Below are 17,124 nucleotides of genomic sequence, written 5' to 3' on the forward strand. Positions count from 1 at the left end.
ATGAGCGCACAGCTATCTTCAGCGCGCTCCGGCGCCATCGAAAAGCCAGCCGATCCGCTGCTGTCCATACGCGGCTTGCGGGTCGGGTTCCGCAAGGCCGGCAGCCAGTTCGAGGCGGTGCGCGGCATCGACCTCGACGTCGCCAAGGGCGAGGTGGTCGGCATTGTCGGCGAGTCCGGTTCGGGCAAATCGGTCGGCATGCTCGCAGCGCTTGGCCTGACATCGAAAAACGCGGTCGTCACCGGCTCGGTCCGCTTCAAGGGCGACGAACTTGTCGGCAAACCGGCGCGCGAAATGCGCAGGATCAGGGGCGCGCGCATCGCCATGATCTTCCAGGACCCGCTCTCCTCGCTCAACCCGGTGATGACGGTCGGCGCCCAGATCGCCGAGGCGGTCAGGCTGCATCAGCGCCTGACCCACAGGCAGGCCATGGCGCGCGCGGTGGAACTGCTCGCCCTGGTCGCGATCCCGCAGCCGGAGCGCCGGGTCAGCCAGTATCCGCATGAATTCTCGGGCGGCATGCGCCAGCGCGCGGTGATCGCCATGGCGGTTGCCAACGATCCCGATCTCCTGATCGCCGACGAGCCGACCACCGCGCTCGACGTCACGGTCCAGGCGCAGATCCTGAGCGTGCTGCGCTCGTTGCAGGAACGTCTCGGCCTCGGCCTGGTGCTGATCACCCATGATCTCGGCGTCGTCGCCGGCCATGCCGACCGCGTCGCCGTCGTCTATTCCGGCCGCGTCGTCGAGCAGGCAACGGTCTCCGACCTGTTCGCCGACCCGCGCCATCCCTATACGCGCGGCCTCATCGCCTCGATCCCCAATCTGGAGGAAAGCCGCGAGCGGCTGTTCTCGATCGAGGGTTCGCCGCCGGCCCTCGGCCGTCTGCCCGGCGGCTGCGCCTTCCATCCGCGCTGCATCCATACCGAAGCCCGTTGCCGGGAACAGGACCCGCCGCTGCTCGACCTGGGTGGCCGCTTCTCCGCCTGTCATTTCGCCACGACCTTGCCGCCTTTCCACAGCGCCTCGCCGGCGTCGGCAAGTCTCGAGACTGGAAGCATAGCCCCATGAGCGCAGTGGCCGAACACAAGATCGAAGCGGCATCGGCCCAGACGCCGGCGCTGTCGGTCCGCCATCTCGTCAAGGATTTCCCGGTTCGTGGCGGCCTCGTCTTCGACCGCGCCGTTGACCATGTGCGGGCGGTCGCCGATGTCTCCTTCGATCTGGGCGCGGGCGAGACGCTCGGCCTCGTCGGCGAGTCCGGCTGCGGCAAGTCGACCCTCGGACGCTGCCTGATGCGGCTGATCGATCCGACCAGTGGGGAAAGCTGGTTCCGTGGCCAGAACCTTCTGGCATTGAATCACGAGGACATGCGCCAGATGCGGCGCTACATCCAGCTCGTCTTCCAGGACCCTTACGGATCGCTGCATCCGCGCATGCGCATCGCCGACAACATTGCCGAGCCGCTGCGCATGAGCGACATGTCGAAGGCCGACCGCCGAGCGCGCGTCGCCGAACTGCTCGAATTGGTGCGGCTCAATCCGGAGCACGGCAAGCGCTATCCGCATGAGCTCTCCGGCGGCCAGCGCCAGCGTGTCGTCATCGCCCGCGCGCTCGCGCTCAACCCGCAAGTGGTGATCCTCGACGAGCCGGTCTCGGCGCTCGACGTATCGGTGCAGGCCGGGGTGCTGAACCTGCTCAAGGATATCCAGCAATCCTTCGGCACCTCCTATCTGTTCATCGCCCATGATCTTTCGGTCGTGCGCCACATCTCGCACCATGTCGCGGTGATGTATCTCGGCAAGATCGTCGAGATCGCGCCGGCGGCGGAGCTCTATTCCCGCTCGCTGCATCCCTATACGCAGGCGCTGCTGTCGGCGGTGCCGCTCGCCGACCCGCAGAAGGAGCGTAAGCGCGAACGGATCGTGCTGTCGGGCGATGTGCCGAGCCCGCTCAACCCTCCTTCCGGCTGCCGTTTCCGCACGCGCTGTTTCAAGGCGCAGGCGATCTGTGCCTCGGTCGAACCGCCGCTTGGGCCATCCGCCGACAAGCATCGCGTCGCCTGCCATTTCCCGGAACCCGTCAACGCCTTCAAGGCCGCCTGACGAGCCTGCAATGGCGGTCGCCACTTTATCCGCGAAGGAATCTCGATCGTGACTGAACACCATCCTGACGATGCCGGCACGGCAAGCCGCAAGCGCCTGCCGCTCCAAGGCATCAAGGTGCTCGATCTCTCTCGCGTGCTGGCTGGCCCTTGGGCGACGATGAGCCTTGCGGATCTCGGCGCCGAGGTCTGGAAGATCGAGAACATCGATGGCGGCGACGACACAAGGGCCTGGTCGGTTCCGAGCTACAAGGGCGTCTCGACCTATTATCTCTCCGCCAATCGCGGCAAGCAAAGCATCGCGCTCGACATGAAGAGCCCGCAAGGCTTGGCGATCGTGCGTGAACTCGCCGCCAAGGCCGATATCGTCGTCGAGAATTTTCGCGCTGGCACCGCCGATCGCCTGGGTGTCGGGTTCAAGGATCTCAGCGCGTCCAATCCGGGGCTGATCTACTGTTCCATTTCGGGCTACGGCCAGACCGGCCCCGATGCCAACCGGCCCGGTTATGATTTCGTCATGCAGGCCGAAAGCGGCCTTATGGCCATCACCGGCGAGAGCGACGGCGAGCCGATGCGGGTCGGCGTCGCCATCACCGATGTGGTCTGCGGCATGGTTGCCACCCAGTCGATTCTGGCCGCGCTCTTTGAACGGGCGACGACCGGCGAGGGCCAGTTCCTCGACCTGGCGCTGATCGATTGCGCGCTCTCGCTGCTGATCAATGTCGGCAGCGGTTATCTCAATACCGGCCGTGAGGTGGCCCGCTACGGCAATGCGCATCCCACTGTCGTGCCTTACCAGATATTCGAGACGTCCGATGGCCGCTTCGCGCTGGCCGTCGGCAACGACCGGCAATTCGCCGCGCTCTGCGAGAAGGTTGTGCGACTGCCGCATTTGGCGAGGGATGAACGTTTCATCAAGGCAGGCGCGCGCGCAACCAATCGTGAGGCGCTGATCCCTGAACTGGCGGCGGCCTTCAGGACCAAGACGCGCGACCATTGGATGGCGGCCTGCGCCGCGGCCAGCGTGCCTGCCGGCACGGTGAAGTCGATCCCGGAAGTCTTCGACAGTCCCAATGTCCGCGAACGCGGTCTCGTGCAGACCTTGCCGCACCCGCATCTCGGCTCCGTCGCCATGGTGCGCCCGGCGCAGGGGCTGGCCGCGCAACTGACCGCCGACTTCACCGCGCCGCCGATGTTGGGCCAGGACACCGAGGCGGTGCTGACTGAAGTGCTCGGCTACAGCGCCGACAGCATTCGCGACCTGGTGGGCTGTGGCGCCATCGGCATCTACACGCCCGCTGCCGAACCTGTTTCCGCCTGACTTTTACGGAGCCTGCCATGTATCCCGACGTCCTCCTCCACATCAATGGCGCGTGGCGTCCGGCTCGCAGCGGCCGGACCATGCCCATTGTCAACCCGGCGACGGAAGCCGAGCTCGGCGCGCTCGCCCATGCAGGCACCGACGATCTCGACGAGGCGCTCGCGGCCGCAGCAAAGGGCTTCGAAACCTGGCGGCGCGTGTCGGCCTTCGATCGCTCCAAACTGATGCGCAAGGCTGCAAACCTGCTGCGTGAGCGCAACGAACACATCGCCACGCTGATGACGCTGGAACAGGGCAAGCCGATCGCGGAATCGCGCATGGAGGCCTTCGCTGCGGCCGACATCATCGACTGGTTCGCCGAGGAGGCGCGCCGCGCCTATGGCCGCATCGTGCCGGCGCGCCTCGAAGGCGTCAGCCAGTCCGTGGTCAAGGAGCCTGTCGGCCCGGTTGCCGCCTTCACGCCATGGAACTTCCCGCTCAACCAGGCGGTGCGCAAGCTGTCGGCCGCACTTGCAGCCGGCTGTTCGATCATCGTCAAGGGTCCGGAGGAAACGCCAGCTTCGCCGGCCGAACTGGTGCGCGCCTTCGTCGATGCCGGCCTGCCCAGCGGTGTCGTGCAACTCGTCTACGGCACGCCATCCGAAATCTCTGCCTATCTCATCCCGCATCCGGTGATCCGCAAAATCTCCTTCACCGGCTCGACGCCGGTCGGCAAGCAACTGGCGTCGCTTGCCGGGCTGCACATGAAACGCGCGACCATGGAGCTTGGCGGCCACGCGCCGGTCATCGTCCTGCCCGACGCCGATCTCGACCGCGCGGCCCGCTCCATGGTGGCGTCGAAATTCCGCAATGCCGGCCAGATCTGCGTTGCGCCGACGCGCTTCCTCGTCGACCACGCCGTCTACGACGAGTTCGTCGGCCGCTTCGCCGAGGCGACAAGCCGGATCAAGGTCGGCGACGGCCTTGCCGAAGGTACCACTATGGGCCCGCTAGCCAATCCGCGCCGCGTCCAGGCGATGGAGGACCTGGTGCACGACGCCGTGCAGAAAGGCGCCGAACTCGTTGCCGGCGGCAAGCGCATCGGCAACTCAGGCTATTTCTTCGAGCCGACCATCCTGTCTGGCGTAGGTGTCGATGCCCGCGCCATGAACGAGGAGCCGTTCGGTCCGCTGGCATTGATGACGCCGGTGAACGGTCTGGACGAAGCGCTCGCCGAAGCCAACCGGCTGAACTACGGCCTTGCCGCCTATGGCTTCACCCGCTCGGCGGCGAGCGCGGCAAAAATGTCGTCTGGCATCGCCAGCGGCATGGTGTCGATCAACCATTATGGCCTGGCGCTGCCGGAGGTGCCGTTCGGCGGCATCAACGATTCCGGCAACGGCACTGAGGGCGGCGCCGACGCGCTGGAAAGCTATCTCAACGCCAAGTTCGTCTCGCACCTGCATGCGGAGTGAGACGAAGCCGGCTTACTTCTGCTAGCCGCCAATCACTTCTGTTGGCCATAAGTCTTGTAGCGTCCGCGAATGGCGGCGAGCTCGGTCTCGTTGATCAGTACCGGCGTGCCAGCCCCGCGTGCCAGCAGATATTGCCGCGCCAGTGTTTCGAGCTTGACGGTGCGTATGAGCGCGGTGTCGAGATCGCCGGCGAAGGCGATCATGCCGTGATTGGCGAGCAGGCAGGCGGTGCGGTCCTTGAGCGCGACAACGGCCGCCTTGGCCAGGTCGCTTGACGCGAACAGCGCATAGTCCGAGCAGCGCACATCGTCGCCGCCGAAGCCCGCCACCATGTAGTGGAACAGCGGCAGCCCCTCGCGCAGGCAAGACAGGGCCACGCAATGGTCGGGATGGGCATGCACCACGGCGCCGGCGTCCGGGAAGGCCTTGTAGATTTCGGCATGCATCTCCCATTCGCTCGATGGCCTGAATGGGGCGTCCCAGGACCCGTCGAGCCGCATCGGCACCATCTGCTCGGGCCGCAGGGCTTTCGTGGCAATCCCGGTCGGCGTGATCAGCATGCCGTCCGCCGTGCGCACGCTGATATTGCCGGTCGTGCCGACATTCATGCCGCTGGCGTCCAGCGTCTCGGTCGCCGCTATGAGCGCCGCGCGGGCGGTCTCGGTATCCATCAAGATGCTTTCCCTGTGATGGTCTTAATCGGCGGCCATGCGTCGATGGCCGGCGCGATGGCGCTCGACCGTGTCATGTCTTGCAGAACATCGGCGAAGATGTCGGGACCGCCGAGCTTTCCCGATTTCAGCATCAGCGCCAGTGGATCGTTGGACCGACCGGGGAGGTGGGCGATGGCGCGCGACAGGCCTGGCCCCTCATAGGCGCCCATGGCGATCCGGTCGATGCCGAGCGCCTTGACCACCGATCCGGCCGTTTCGCCGCCGGCAACCACGAGCCGGCGCACGCCGAGTTCGCGCACCAGTATCCCTGCGATATCGGCCAGGATTTCTTCTGCTTTCGCCGCGACCGTCTCGCGGCCATGCGCCTGTTGCAGCGCTTCGACGCTTGCCTGCGGCACCGTCGTGGCGATGGCGATCATCTTCTCGGGCAGATGCCGTTCGGCGAAGACGCGCGCCTGCGCCACCACGTCGGCGCCGGCGAAGGCGCTGGCGAGATCGATCGTAAGCAGTGGATTGCCCTGTGCGAAGCGGTCGAGCTGTTCGATGGTGCGGTCGGCCACGCTGCCGGCCAGTACCGCCGCCGGTCCGTTCACGGCCGGCAGTCCCGCTGGCACGAGGTCCTTCCTGTCGATGAGGCCATGCGCCAGCCATGCCGGCGGCAGATGTGCCGCGACCGAGGAGTTGCCGGTCATCAGCGGCAGGTCGAAGCCGGCCTCGGCGATTGCCGCCAGGTCGCGTTCGCGGATCGTATCGGTGACCAGCAGCGTCTCGCCACGCGCGCTTTTCTCCCGCACGGCGGTGCGGATTGCTTCCGGGCCGGCATCGACGGTGAGGTAAGGCACCAGTCCGGCCTTGCCCTTGCTTTGCGCTTGCAGCACGCGGACCAGATTGGAGTCGGTCATCGGCGTCAGCGGATCGAAGCGCTTGGGCGATTCGGCCAGCAATTGCATGCCGCCGAACATATGGCCCTGATAGACCGTGCGGCCGGTTTCGCAGAGCGCCGGCGTGAACAGCGTCACGCCACCGCCGAGCCGTTGCAGCAGCCCCTCCGCGCACGGGCCGATATTGCCGGCGGGTGTTGAATCGAACGTGGCGCAATATTTGAAGAAGATCTGCCGGGCGCCCGCTTCGACCAGGCGGTCGGCGGCTTCGAGCACCTGGCGCACCGCGTCGGCGGCGGCGATCACGCGGGTTTTGAGCAGGATCACATGCGCTGTCTTGCCCGGCAGGATCGGCGCCTCCAGCCCGACCGTGCATCCGGTTGCGACGCCGCGCGCCGCCAGCATCGAGGCGAGCTCCGTGCCGCCGGTCAGGTCGTCGGCAATGGCGCCGAACAGGAGAGGTGGCTTCGACATCGTCATGCGGCTCGTTTCATGCTTGTGCCCGCCCGATGCCGGTGGCCAGGCTGTTCGTGATATCATATACACGGCCCGCGCGCCGTGGACGACGACGGCGCGACCGCAAGGACGGAGACTGAATGTGACTGCTTCCATCGCGCCGATCGCGCGCGACAATCTGACCACCCGCGTTTACGAAGAGCTTCGCCGCGCCATGATGGAAGGCCGGTTCTGGCCAGGCCACCGCTTCAAGATTCGCGATCTTGCCGCCAGCCTCGAAGTGTCCGAGACGCCGGTGCGCGAGGCGCTGATGCAGCTGGTGCGCGAGAAGGGCCTGGAGATGGAAGCGGGCCGCTCGATCACCGTCGCCCAGTTGTCGCTCGCCCAGTACCTGGAGCTGCGCAGCATCCGCCTGCACCTCGAAGGCATGGCGGGCGCCGCCGCGACGACGCGCATCGAGCCGCGCGAGATCGACCGTCTGGCAGTGGTGCATGAGAAGTTGATTGCCAACGAGGACAATGGCCGCTGGTTCGAAGCCGTTCGCGATAACTGGGAATTCCACCACTCGATCTACCAGGCGGCCGGCATGCCGGAACTGCTCGCCATCATCGAGGGCATCTGGCTGCGCAACGGCCCGCTGGTCAATTATCAGTATCCGCACGCCAGGCCGACCTATGACGGCCGCCATAGGCATCTCGACATCCTGGATGCGTTGCGCGCCCGCGACGAGAACGGGGTGCGCAAGGGCATCCAGCAGGACATGCTCGAAGGCGGCCGCCTGCTGGTCAAGGTGCTGGAACGATTGAACGACGGCTCGGTCACGCCCGAGGAGCTGCGCGCGGCGGCCCAGAACGGCCGCCTGGTTTCGGCGGCCGGCTGAACGGACTGCTTCTCCGCGCCGCATGACGCCGGCTCACGCCAGCTGTGCCGCCGCGGCCATGCCGGCGTCGGCCGCCTGGAGCACCAGGTCGATGTCGCGGTCGGTATGCGCGGCGCTGAGGAACATATTGTGCCTGGGGTGGAAATAGGCGCCCTCGCGCAAGGCGGCCGAGCAGAAGGCGTCGGCCTTCTTGAACTCGGCATCGCCGTCAAAGAGCACCATCGGCATTGACACCGGGCCGGTCTGGCGAAGCGACAGACCGTGCTTCTTCGCCGCCATGCCGAGACCCGTCCTCAGTTTCTCGCCGGCCGCATTCATGGCGACGATCGCCTTGGTGTCGCGCAACGTCCTGACGGTGGCGATCGCCGCCGCCATCGAGACCGCGCCATACCAGAACGATCCCGTCACATAGACCTTGGTCGCGGCTTCGCGGAAACGATCGGTGCCGGTGATGGCGGCCAGCGGATAGCCGTTGGCGATCGCCTTCGAGAAGGCGGACAGGTCCGGCCGCACGCCGAGCGGTTCCCAACTACCGCCGAGGTCGATCCGGAAGCCGGCCCTGACATCGTCGACGATCAGCGCCGCGTCGGCGGCGCTGGTGAGTTCGCGGGCGCGCCTGGCGAAGGCTGATGTCGGCAGTTCCTGGTCGCGGGCAATGTCGTGCCGGAAGGCCGTAACGACGATCGCCGCGAGGTCGTTGCCGGCCTGTTCCACGGCTGCTTCCAGACTGGCGACGTCATTGTAGTCGAAATGGATGAGATGAGCCCGGTCCTCCGCCGTGACGCCGGCGAGCGAGGGCGTGCACCACGGCACCGCGCCATGATAGGAACCGCGCGCGACCAGCACCTTGCGCCGGCCGGTGCCGGCGCGCGCGATCGTCACGCAGGCCGTGGTGGCGTCGGTGCCGTTCTTCTGCAGCATCGCCCAGTCGGCATGGGCGACAGTCTCGACCAGCAATTCGGCGAGCTCCACCAGCACTTCGCCGGGGCCGTTCATCGCGTCGCCGAGCTTGCGCTGCCGGGCCGCCGCTTCCTCGACGACCTGATGGTGATGGCCAAGAATATTCGGTCCCCAGCTGCACATCAGGTCGACGTATTCGCGTCCGTCGACGTCCCAGACGCGGCAGCCATCGGCGCGCTCGAAGAACTGCGGATAGGCGGAGCCGAGATAGCGCGTGGCCATGTGTCCCCACATCCCGCCCGGGATGACCGAGGCGGCGCGCTCGCGCAGCATCTGGTCCTTGGAGTTGATCAGGGAAGGCATTGGGGCGTCTCCGCTCTTTGATATATCATATATTAGATTTGAATGTCGAAGGACCGGGATTTTCGATTTTTCCGGTGGAAAACGGGGAGGCGCGGCGCCTCCCCGTCATCTCGTCGTTCAGTGGCTGAGCTCGGCCAGCGGCAGGTTGCAGCAGGCGCTGTAGCGCACGCCCTTGACGTCGGACTTGTAGGCCAGGATCAGGTTCGGGCTGACCAGCGGCAGGATAACCCTGTCCTTGATCATCTCCTCGCCGGCCTGGTGCCAGAGCTTGGCGGCCTCGTCGCCGCTCGCCGCGAGTGCCGCCTTGTAGAGTTCGGACTCCTTCGGGTTGAGCACCGACGGCTCGCGTTCCGCACCGGCGCGGCGCGCCCACGGGCTGCCCTTGGTCATGGCGAAGTACTCGATGTATTGCGAGGTGCCGTAATAGTCCGGCGCGTAGAACACCGCCGTCATCGGAATGCCATCGCCATTGATGCGCTCGCGCCAGTTGGCGAAGGGGATCGGCTGCAGGTCGAGCTTGATGTTGACCTTGGCCAGATCCTGCTGGACCTTCTGCATGAGGAGCGACAGGTCGACGCCGTAGACGTTCATGCCGGGGAACGCCGCTTCCATCTCGAAGCCGTCGGCATGGCCGGCCTTGGCCAAAAGCTCCTTCGCCTTGTCGAGGTCGTAGGGCTGCGCTTCGAAGCCCGAGCCGCCGGGGAAACCGAGCGGGATCGGCGCGCTGATCAACTGACCCTCTGAGCCGATGGTGAAGTCGAGGATGCTGGGGCGATCGAGCGCCAGCGAGATCGCTTCGCGCACGTCAGGCGTCAGCGGCACTTTGTTGGCCTTGGCGCCCGGCGACAGCGCGACATAGATGAAGTTGTAGGACGGCACCGTCTCGATCTTGACGTCGCTGCCCGTCATCGTCTTGGCCGTGTCCGGATCGATCTGCATGGCGATATCGGCGGTGCCGCTCTGCAGCATCTGCGCCTGCGCCACCGCGTCCTTGGTCTGGCGGATGACGACTTCGCTCAGAGCCGGCGCCTTGCGCCAGTATTTGTCGTTGCGCACCAGGCGCACTTCCGAATTCGGCTCATAGGATTTCAGCACGAAGGGCGCGCTGCCGGCCGAATGCGCCAGGAACCAGGCCTCGGCATTGTCGGTGGTGGAGGCATCCGCACCGGCCTTGGCGCCGGCTTCGGAAGCGACCTTGCTGTTGACGACGGCGGTGTAGGGTGCCGCGGCGATGTTGAGGAACTCCGATGATGGCGCGACCATCTTGACCACGACCGTATGCGCGTCTGGCGTCTCGATCGAGGCGACATTGTCCATCAGGAACGAGGCACTGCCCTTGAGGTTCTTCAGCCGCTCCCACGACCACTTCACGTCCTTGGCCTCGACCGGCGAGCCGTCGGCGAATTTGGCGGCCGGATCGAGCGTGAAGGTGAAGCTGGTCTGGTCCGCATTGCCTTCCCATTTGGAAGCGAGCAGCGGGATCAGCTTGTTGTCCTTGTCCAGCGTCAGCAGCGATTCATAGACGCTGGAATTGTAGATCTGGCAGGTGTCACAGAAAGCGCGATGCGGATCGAGCGAGTTGAGGTCGATGTTGCGCGCGATCACCAGCGGCTTCTCGTCCTGCGCGAAGGTGGCAGGTGCCCAGAAGGCGCTGGTGGCCATGAGCGCGGCGGCCAGAAGGGGCGCCCTGGTCTTGTGTCTTGGTATGATGGTCATTTCGGTTCTCCCATTTTCTTGTCTGATCTTCGTGGCAATGCGTCTGCTCTACCCGCCCACGCCGGTGAGGGATCGAAGCGCGGCTCGTACCTTCTCGGCGCCGCCCAGTGCGGCCCGGTTGAGTGGAGCCGAGACGACGGGGGCCGATAGACTTCCCGTCACATGCAGGATCTCGTGGTCGAGATAATCGAACACGCGGTCCTGAATCTCCTGTGTCAGCCGGCCGCCGAGCGACAGCCCGCGCTGCACCTGTTCGACGACGGCGACCCGGTTTGTCTTGCGGATCGAGGCTTCCACCAACGGCCAGTCCAGCCCGGTCGGGTCGAGGCTGCGCAGGTCGATGATTTCGGCATCGACGCCGGTCTCCTCGACCACCTTCGTGGCGACAGCGACCATGCTGGCGCTTGTGAGCAAGGTGCAGGCATTGCCCGGGCGGACCACCTTGGCCTTGCCAAGCCGCACGCAGTAGTCGCGGTCGTCGGTGGGAACAGGGCCTTCGCTCGGGAACAGTTCGACATGCTCGATGATGACGACCGGATCGTTGCATTTCAGCGCTGAATTCATCAGGCCGATGTAATCGAAGGGTGTTGTCGGTGCGACGATGCGCCAGCCCGGATAGAGCGCGAACAGGCCGGACGGATCGCCCGAATGCTGCGACCCGTAGCCGGTGTGCGGCGAGACGCGTACGCGGACCACGATCGGCACGGGAAAGCCGCCGCCGAACATATGGCGCACCTTGCTCACCGCGTTGAACAACTGGTCGGCCGCGACCAGGCAGAAGTCGCCGAACATGATCTCGACGACCGGCCGCAAACCACAAAGCGCTGCGCCCAGCGCCACGCCGACAAAACCGTTCTCGGCGATAGGCATCGCCAGCACGCGTTCGGGCCAGCGCTCCAGCGCACCCTTGGTGGCGCCCGATACGCCGCCGCGCAGCCTGTGCACGTCCTCGCCCATGATGATGATGCGCGGATCCTGTTCCATGGCCCGCGCGATGACTTCCGACGCGGCGGCCATGAACTTGACCGGCCTGGTCTCGGCCGGCGGCACGTCCTCGATTTCCAGGAAATGTTCGCCCTTGAGTTCCGACAGGTCGCCGCGGATCTCGTTGTCGACGGCACCCGCATCCGGCCACAGACGATCGGGAATGCGCAGCGCATTGCCGCTCATTTCGGTAAGCGTATCTGCCGCGGTGTCGACCACCTCCATGACGCGCTGGTCGAGCGTGGCGAGATCCGCGGGTTTGAGGATGCCCATTGCCTTCAGCCGCGTGGCCATGGTGACAAGCGGATCGCGCGCCTTCCAGGCATCCTCCTCGGCTCGCGTACGGTAGCCGAATTCGCTGCCGGGCCGGGCGCCGCTCTGGTGCAGGAAACGGTAGCAGAGCGCCTCGACCAGCACCGGGCCACCGTCTTCCTCAATGACCCGGCGCGCCTCGCGCATGGCGTGGTGCACCGCCACCACATCCATGCCGTCGCATTCGATGCCGCGGAAGCCCAGCATCGGCCCGCGCGAGGCGAGCCGCGTCTCGCGCGTCTGTTCGTTGACATGGGTGGAGACGGCATAGAAGTTGTTTTCCGCAAAGAAGATCACCGGCAGCCGGTAGAGCGCGGCGATGTTCATCGCCTCATAGGCCGGGCCCGCCATCATCGTTCCGTCACCGAAGAAGGCGACCGAAATGTTGCCGGTCCCGAGCAGCTTGTCGGCCAGCGCATAGCCGGCAGCATGCGGCAGGTTGCCGCCGATGATGGCGCTGGTGCCGGGAATGCCGGAAGCGTCGTCGCGCATGTGCATCGAGCCGCCGCGGCCGCCGCAATAGCCAACGGTGAGCCCCATGATCTCGGCCATCAGGCCCCGCACCGAGCCCTGCATGCCCGTGTTGAAATCGTCACGCAGGGGGTCGAATCCCGCTGGCGTCTGGGCATTGACCAGCTTGGCCAGCACCTGATGGTGGGCGCGGTGCGTGCCGTTGATACGGTCGCCGGTGCCAAGCATCGACATCGCGCCGACCGCGGTCGCTTCCTGTCCGATGCTGGCATGAGCCGGCCCGTGCACCAGCCCGGCATTGGCGAGATCGAGCACCTTCTCTTCGAAACGGCGGATCAGCAGCATCTGATGATACCAACTCACGAGGCCCGACGCCTCGGCGGCGTTCCAGTCGGAATCGTCGACGTCGAGCCGCAACCAGGGCGCCGAGGGCTGGATCGCTGTCTGCTGGACCATTTACGCTAGTTCCGCTTCGGTAGATGATATATCAAATATTCTCTATGTCGGTTGTCGAGGCTCATTCCAGGGCATGTCATCGGTTCGCGGGGTTCGGCAGACAAATGGAATTAAATTTCATTTTCTACACAAAGCCGAGACTAAGCCGGGACGGCGCCGTTCCGCAAGTGGAATTTTCGGGCATGACCGGGGCCTTCCCGGGCAGTCGCCGAGGCTTGGCATCACGACGCCCAATCGCCGGATAGCCGCAGACGACATTTCCAGGCCATCTCTCGGCGATCGCCCGGCTGTAAGACAAGGTGACCGGATTTGCCATTGAGCATGGGGTGCGATAGGTTATATTGCACTGCACAATGGAGACGCCGTTTCTTGTACGCCCCTGTTTGCGGAAATGCCGGCCGGTTTGCAGCCTGTCGGTCCGGGGTCGTGTCGACGGGACCCTTTAGATGAAAATTCCCAAATCCCTGCTGGTCGATCCCGAGAAGAACTCGGTCTATGGCAGCTTTGCCGTTGCCGTCTCGATCTGGGCGTTTTCCTATTCCGTGATTTTCGGCCAGGTGATGATCCTGGCCTATTACGCGGTCTGGCTGCCGCTTGTCGTGGTCGACTACCGGCGGTTTCTGCGGCAGTTGTCCAGCGCCTGGCTGCCGTTGCTGTTCGTGGCCTATGTCTGCTTCTCGGTTTTCTGGTCGCAGGCCCCCGGCATCACCGCGAGAACTGCGGTCCAGTACCTGTCCCACATTGCCTGCGCCTATGTCGCGGCGCGCACCATCAGCGTGCGGACCCTGACGCTGGGCGCCTTGGTCGGGATATTCTTCGTCATGCTCTACTCCCTCAAGGTTGGGGCCTATTCCGAGGATGTCCTTGACGGCACCTACAATTTCGTCGGCGCCTTCGCCTCCAAGAACCAGATCGGTTTCGTCGCCTCACTCGGCATTTATTTCTCCGTGGTGTTCCTTGCTTTCTTCCGGCGTGGCCGGCTGAGCTTCATCCTCACCGTGCCTGTCGTGCTGCTGTCGGGCTACCTCCTGGCCATCGCGCATTCGGCGACGTCGACCGCTTCGATCCCTGCGGTGCTTGCGTTGATCGTGCTGCTTGCCATGAGCAAGCTCCTGTCGCGACGCTATCGCCGGGTGATCTTCCTGGTCGGTGCCGGGCTGATCGTCGTCGTGGCTTTCGTTGCCCTCAATCTTGGGCTGATGGATTTCGTGCTTGGCATCTTCGGCAAGGATTCGACGCTCACCGGGCGGACCTATCTGTGGGAACAGGGCTGGAACGCCGCCATGCGGTCGCCCATCCTCGGTGTCGGCTACGCCGCCTACTGGGTGCAGGGCTTCGCGGAGGCGGAGCGGCTGTGGAACGAATTCTACATCACCACCCGCACCGGCTTCCACTTCCACAACACCTATGTCGAGGCGCTGGTCGAACTCGGCTTCACCGGGGCGGTGATGATCTCGCTGATCATGTTGCGCTCGCTTCTCGGCCATCTCACGGCGGTGATGTTCAAGTCGTGGCAGGCCGATTCGGTTGTTCTCATCGGCGTGATGGTGCTGCTGCTCATCCGTTCCTTCGTCGAGGTCGAGATCCTCAACCCTTACATCATGGGCTCGTTCCTGATGTATTTCTCCTTCTTCAAGCTGGCGCGCCTGCCGGTGACCCGCGCCCGGTGGTCGCCGGCATTCGAGCCGGCGGATGCGAGCAGGGGTGACGCGGCATGGCCCCGCCATGCCCGCCGCCCGGCGACCGCCGCCGATCAGGCGTGAGCCGTCGGAGGAACGATCTCATCGTCCGCGTCGGAATCGGTCGTCGGAACCAGCCATTTCCGATTTCCGGCCATATGGAGCCGGCGGCTGGCCAGTTGTGGATCAGCGCTCCCAGCCCGGCGCGAAGGGATAGCGATGCGACCACAGGCTCGCCAGCCGGGGGTCCGCATCAACCCGGCTTACGGCATCCGCCAGGGACGGCGCCACTTCATTGAAACGCCGCCGCCCCGGCGACCATCTGGAAGCAGTCGCCACATAGAGGTCGAGCACGGACAATTCCTGCCCCAGAAGGTACCGGCCCGGCCGCAACTGGTTGCCCATGAATGCCCAGCATCGGGCGATACGCTCGAACAGGCGCGCTCGAATCTCCTCGTGATCTTCAGGCCGTTCGAGGACGCGCGATGGATTGTCTGCGATCCAATAGAGGGCATAGACGGCGCTGGAGACGAATGTCATCCAGCGCAGGAATTCCCCCCTCGCCGGGTCTGATAGTGCGGGGGCGAGACGGCCTTCCGGGGTGTTGTCGGCGAGCCATATCAGGATGGCCGCGCTTTCGGTCATCAGCCTCCCCGATGGCAGCACAAGCGCCGGCACCTGAATCATGGGATTGATGGTCCGAAGCTTGTCGGCTTGCTCCTCGCTTTCCCAGGGCGAGCATTCTTCCACCCTGTAGGGCAACTTCAGCAGCTCCAGCGCCGCCTCGATGGGCACGGAGAGCCCGAACCTGAGGCTCCATAAACGATGAAGGGCCTGGTCGCGGGCATGGTGCATCCGTTCTGCGTTGCAGGTTCGTCCGATAGCGCTCGCGGCACCCTATGGCCCGACACGAGACCTCGGGATAGTCCCGGAATACGCGCGGGCGTTTCGGCCGTCCGATGATTTCGATGGAACGGCAGCGTGCAAGGGTCGCCGCCGGCCGGCGCTAGCGGAAGACCGCTATGGCATCGAGTTTGCCGCGGCGAGGCTCGAGGTTGAAACTCGCCACCTCCCGGCCCGTCTCGGCCCCGACATGCAGGCATATTTTCTTCAGCGCCTCGGTGGCCTGGATCATCCTGACCGGCAGGTCCGGCCCATCCATCCCCAAGGGGAACATGTCGCGGAAGATGACCTTTCCGAGGGGGCGTCCCAATGTTCTCAAGGCCAGGGCAACGCCCGCAGCCAATTCTTGATCAGGACGTGAACCTGCATTGTAGTCGGTCACGACAATGCCGTCGCCGTCTTCCCGCTCGACCCTCACCCAGAAACGCGGGTCGTCGGCGCGCTCGACCCTGACTGAGAAATCATCTTCCCTTACCAGAAGATCGAGCTCAGGATCGGGCGCTGCCTTGGCGGCCGCCAACGAGATGGTTTTGGCACTGATCTTGGGTACCATGCCGCTATCCTGTAACCTTCTTGTTAACCATAGAGTACTGCTCGACGGTTATCAAGCTTCAGTATAACGTGGCCGATTACTGCACTGCGGGATGTGATTGCCGCGACTAAAGCGAGGCAAGAAAAGTCTGCAAACGGTTTTCCACCCGCAACTGCGCAGAACGGAAAGTTGGAATGCTTCATCCGTTTCGCGAAACGATGAAGCCCTCTGGTTGCGCGAGGCGTTCGAAATGCGGTTGTGTTTGTGGGATTTGCAATCGCCGATCAACATCGGGATGATCCTGCGGACGGCGGAGATCTACCGCGTTCCGGTCGTCGTCTATGACCGGCGCGGCGTCTTCGGCGGATCCGCCGCGCTGACCACCATCTCCGATTTCGCCTGTGGGGCTCTGCAGCGGAGGCCGCCGGCTATCTATGGTGAAGAAAGACGTGTGCGCGAAGCCATCTCCGGCCGTCTGTTCGCAACCGTGATCGCCCCCGATGCGCAGCCGCTGCAGCAGACAATGATCGGCGCCGATGACTGCGTGCTGGTGGGCAATGAATATGACGGGCTGCCCGACGGCCTCCTTGCCGCCGCCGATACCCACCTGATGATACCGATGCCGCCGGGTTATTATCCCAAGCCGCAGTCGGCCAGTCCGATCGATCCGGCCAGAAGCCAGAAGAACGCTCAGGATGGCATGCCCAGCCTCAACGTCGCCGTCGCTTCGGCCATCATCATGTTCGAGGTATTCGCCCGCACGCCGGGCGCCGAACTTGCTACCGTTCGATCTGTCGCGCCGCGTGTCGGCAGCCATTGAACTCGTCCAGCAGGGCGTGCCGATCAAGGGCGCGCAGGACGCGCACCGTTTCGACGACGGCGTCCAGGTCGATGTGCTGCATGGCGACCACGTCGCCCGCTTTGCCGTCTGATACGACCGCGGGTTTTCGATCCGCCGCCGGCCTGCTGAAACTGAGAATCCGTGCCATCTCGTCCTTCGCCTTTTCGGCTGAGACTGACAGAACAGGGTTAATGAAG

The 17,124-nt window shown here is 64.8% G+C and carries 15 protein-coding genes; 8 read left to right on the forward strand and 7 right to left on the reverse strand.

Going from position 1 to position 17,124, the window contains the following annotated elements; all coding sequences use genetic code 11:
* The 4 genes from FJ967_RS18755 to FJ967_RS18770 are packed head-to-tail and all read left to right on the forward strand — an operon-like array spanning position 1 to position 4,879.
* A complete protein-coding gene (locus tag FJ967_RS18755; protein ID WP_140733309.1) occupies positions 1 to 1,071 on the forward strand; it encodes an ABC transporter ATP-binding protein in 1,071 nt (356 codons plus the stop codon).
* Entirely contained in the window at positions 1,068 to 2,105 is a 1,038-nt protein-coding gene (locus FJ967_RS18760) for a dipeptide ABC transporter ATP-binding protein (RefSeq protein ID WP_140733310.1), read from the forward strand. The genes FJ967_RS18755 and FJ967_RS18760 overlap by 4 nt, the downstream gene beginning before the upstream one ends.
* 48 nt (positions 2,106 to 2,153) lie before the next feature.
* Positions 2,154 to 3,425: a CaiB/BaiF CoA-transferase family protein gene (locus FJ967_RS18765; protein WP_140733311.1), complete on the forward strand. Its 1,272-nt coding sequence runs from the start codon at positions 2,154 to 2,156 to the stop codon at positions 3,423 to 3,425.
* A 17-nt stretch (positions 3,426 to 3,442) separates the two neighbouring features.
* The gene (locus FJ967_RS18770) at positions 3,443 to 4,879 is read left to right on the forward strand and encodes an NAD-dependent succinate-semialdehyde dehydrogenase (RefSeq protein ID WP_140733312.1); all 1,437 of its coding nucleotides are present in this window, start codon (positions 3,443 to 3,445) and stop codon (positions 4,877 to 4,879) included.
* Positions 4,880 to 4,911: 32 nt separating this feature from the next.
* Here FJ967_RS18770 and FJ967_RS18775 read toward each other — a convergent pair whose 3' ends face one another.
* Complete coding sequence (locus FJ967_RS18775; RefSeq protein WP_140733313.1) at positions 4,912 to 5,550, reverse strand: class II aldolase/adducin family protein; 639 nt, start codon at positions 5,548 to 5,550, stop codon at positions 4,912 to 4,914.
* Complete coding sequence (gene otnK / locus FJ967_RS18780) at positions 5,550 to 6,914, reverse strand: 3-oxo-tetronate kinase (protein ID WP_140733314.1); 1,365 nt, start codon at positions 6,912 to 6,914, stop codon at positions 5,550 to 5,552. The genes FJ967_RS18775 and otnK overlap by 1 nt, the downstream gene beginning before the upstream one ends.
* 118 nt (positions 6,915 to 7,032) lie before the next feature.
* Here otnK and FJ967_RS18785 point away from each other — a divergent pair, with 118 nt between their 5' ends.
* Positions 7,033 to 7,770 carry a GntR family transcriptional regulator gene (locus FJ967_RS18785; RefSeq protein WP_140733315.1) on the forward strand — a complete coding sequence of 246 codons (738 nt, stop codon included), beginning with the start codon at positions 7,033 to 7,035 and terminating at the stop codon, positions 7,768 to 7,770.
* 33 nt (positions 7,771 to 7,803) lie between these two features.
* On the opposite strand, the gene FJ967_RS18790 is transcribed toward FJ967_RS18785, so the two are convergent.
* From FJ967_RS18790 to FJ967_RS18800, 3 genes are all read right to left on the reverse strand, one after another.
* Positions 7,804 to 9,033: an aminotransferase class III-fold pyridoxal phosphate-dependent enzyme gene (locus FJ967_RS18790; protein WP_140733316.1), complete on the reverse strand. Its 1,230-nt coding sequence runs from the start codon at positions 9,031 to 9,033 to the stop codon at positions 7,804 to 7,806.
* A gap of 117 nt (positions 9,034 to 9,150) precedes the next feature.
* Positions 9,151 to 10,749 carry an ABC transporter substrate-binding protein gene (locus tag FJ967_RS18795; RefSeq protein ID WP_140733317.1) on the reverse strand — a complete coding sequence of 533 codons (1,599 nt, stop codon included), beginning with the start codon at positions 10,747 to 10,749 and terminating at the stop codon, positions 9,151 to 9,153.
* Positions 10,750 to 10,797: 48 nt separating this feature from the next.
* The gene (locus FJ967_RS18800; protein ID WP_140733318.1) at positions 10,798 to 12,972 is read right to left on the reverse strand and encodes an alpha-ketoacid dehydrogenase subunit alpha/beta; all 2,175 of its coding nucleotides are present in this window, start codon (positions 12,970 to 12,972) and stop codon (positions 10,798 to 10,800) included.
* A 446-nt stretch (positions 12,973 to 13,418) separates the two neighbouring features.
* Here FJ967_RS18800 and FJ967_RS18805 point away from each other — a divergent pair, with 446 nt between their 5' ends.
* On the forward strand, positions 13,419 to 14,735 hold the full coding sequence (locus FJ967_RS18805; RefSeq protein WP_140733319.1) for an O-antigen ligase: 1,317 nt from the start codon (positions 13,419 to 13,421) through the stop codon (positions 14,733 to 14,735).
* 102 nt (positions 14,736 to 14,837) lie between these two features.
* Here FJ967_RS18805 and FJ967_RS18810 read toward each other — a convergent pair whose 3' ends face one another.
* Both FJ967_RS18810 and FJ967_RS18815 read right to left on the reverse strand, forming a co-directional pair.
* A complete protein-coding gene (locus FJ967_RS18810; protein WP_140733320.1) occupies positions 14,838 to 15,506 on the reverse strand; it encodes a glutathione S-transferase family protein in 669 nt (222 codons plus the stop codon).
* A 151-nt stretch (positions 15,507 to 15,657) separates the two neighbouring features.
* Positions 15,658 to 16,107 (reverse strand): hypothetical protein, encoded by a 450-nt coding sequence (locus FJ967_RS18815; RefSeq protein ID WP_140733321.1) that lies wholly within the window; start codon positions 16,105 to 16,107, stop codon positions 15,658 to 15,660.
* Between the two features lie 211 nt (positions 16,108 to 16,318).
* Here FJ967_RS18815 and FJ967_RS18820 point away from each other — a divergent pair, with 211 nt between their 5' ends.
* The gene (locus tag FJ967_RS18820) at positions 16,319 to 16,906 is read left to right on the forward strand and encodes a TrmH family RNA methyltransferase (RefSeq protein WP_140733322.1); all 588 of its coding nucleotides are present in this window, start codon (positions 16,319 to 16,321) and stop codon (positions 16,904 to 16,906) included.
* Positions 16,890 to 17,018, forward strand: coding sequence for a hypothetical protein (locus FJ967_RS33985; protein ID WP_281405684.1), 129 nt, complete (start codon positions 16,890 to 16,892; stop codon positions 17,016 to 17,018). The genes FJ967_RS18820 and FJ967_RS33985 overlap by 17 nt, the downstream gene beginning before the upstream one ends.
* The last annotated feature ends 106 nt before the right edge of the window (positions 17,019 to 17,124 follow it).

This window comes from Mesorhizobium sp. B2-3-4 (assembly GCF_006442315.1).
Lineage (GTDB): Bacteria > Pseudomonadota > Alphaproteobacteria > Rhizobiales > Rhizobiaceae > Mesorhizobium.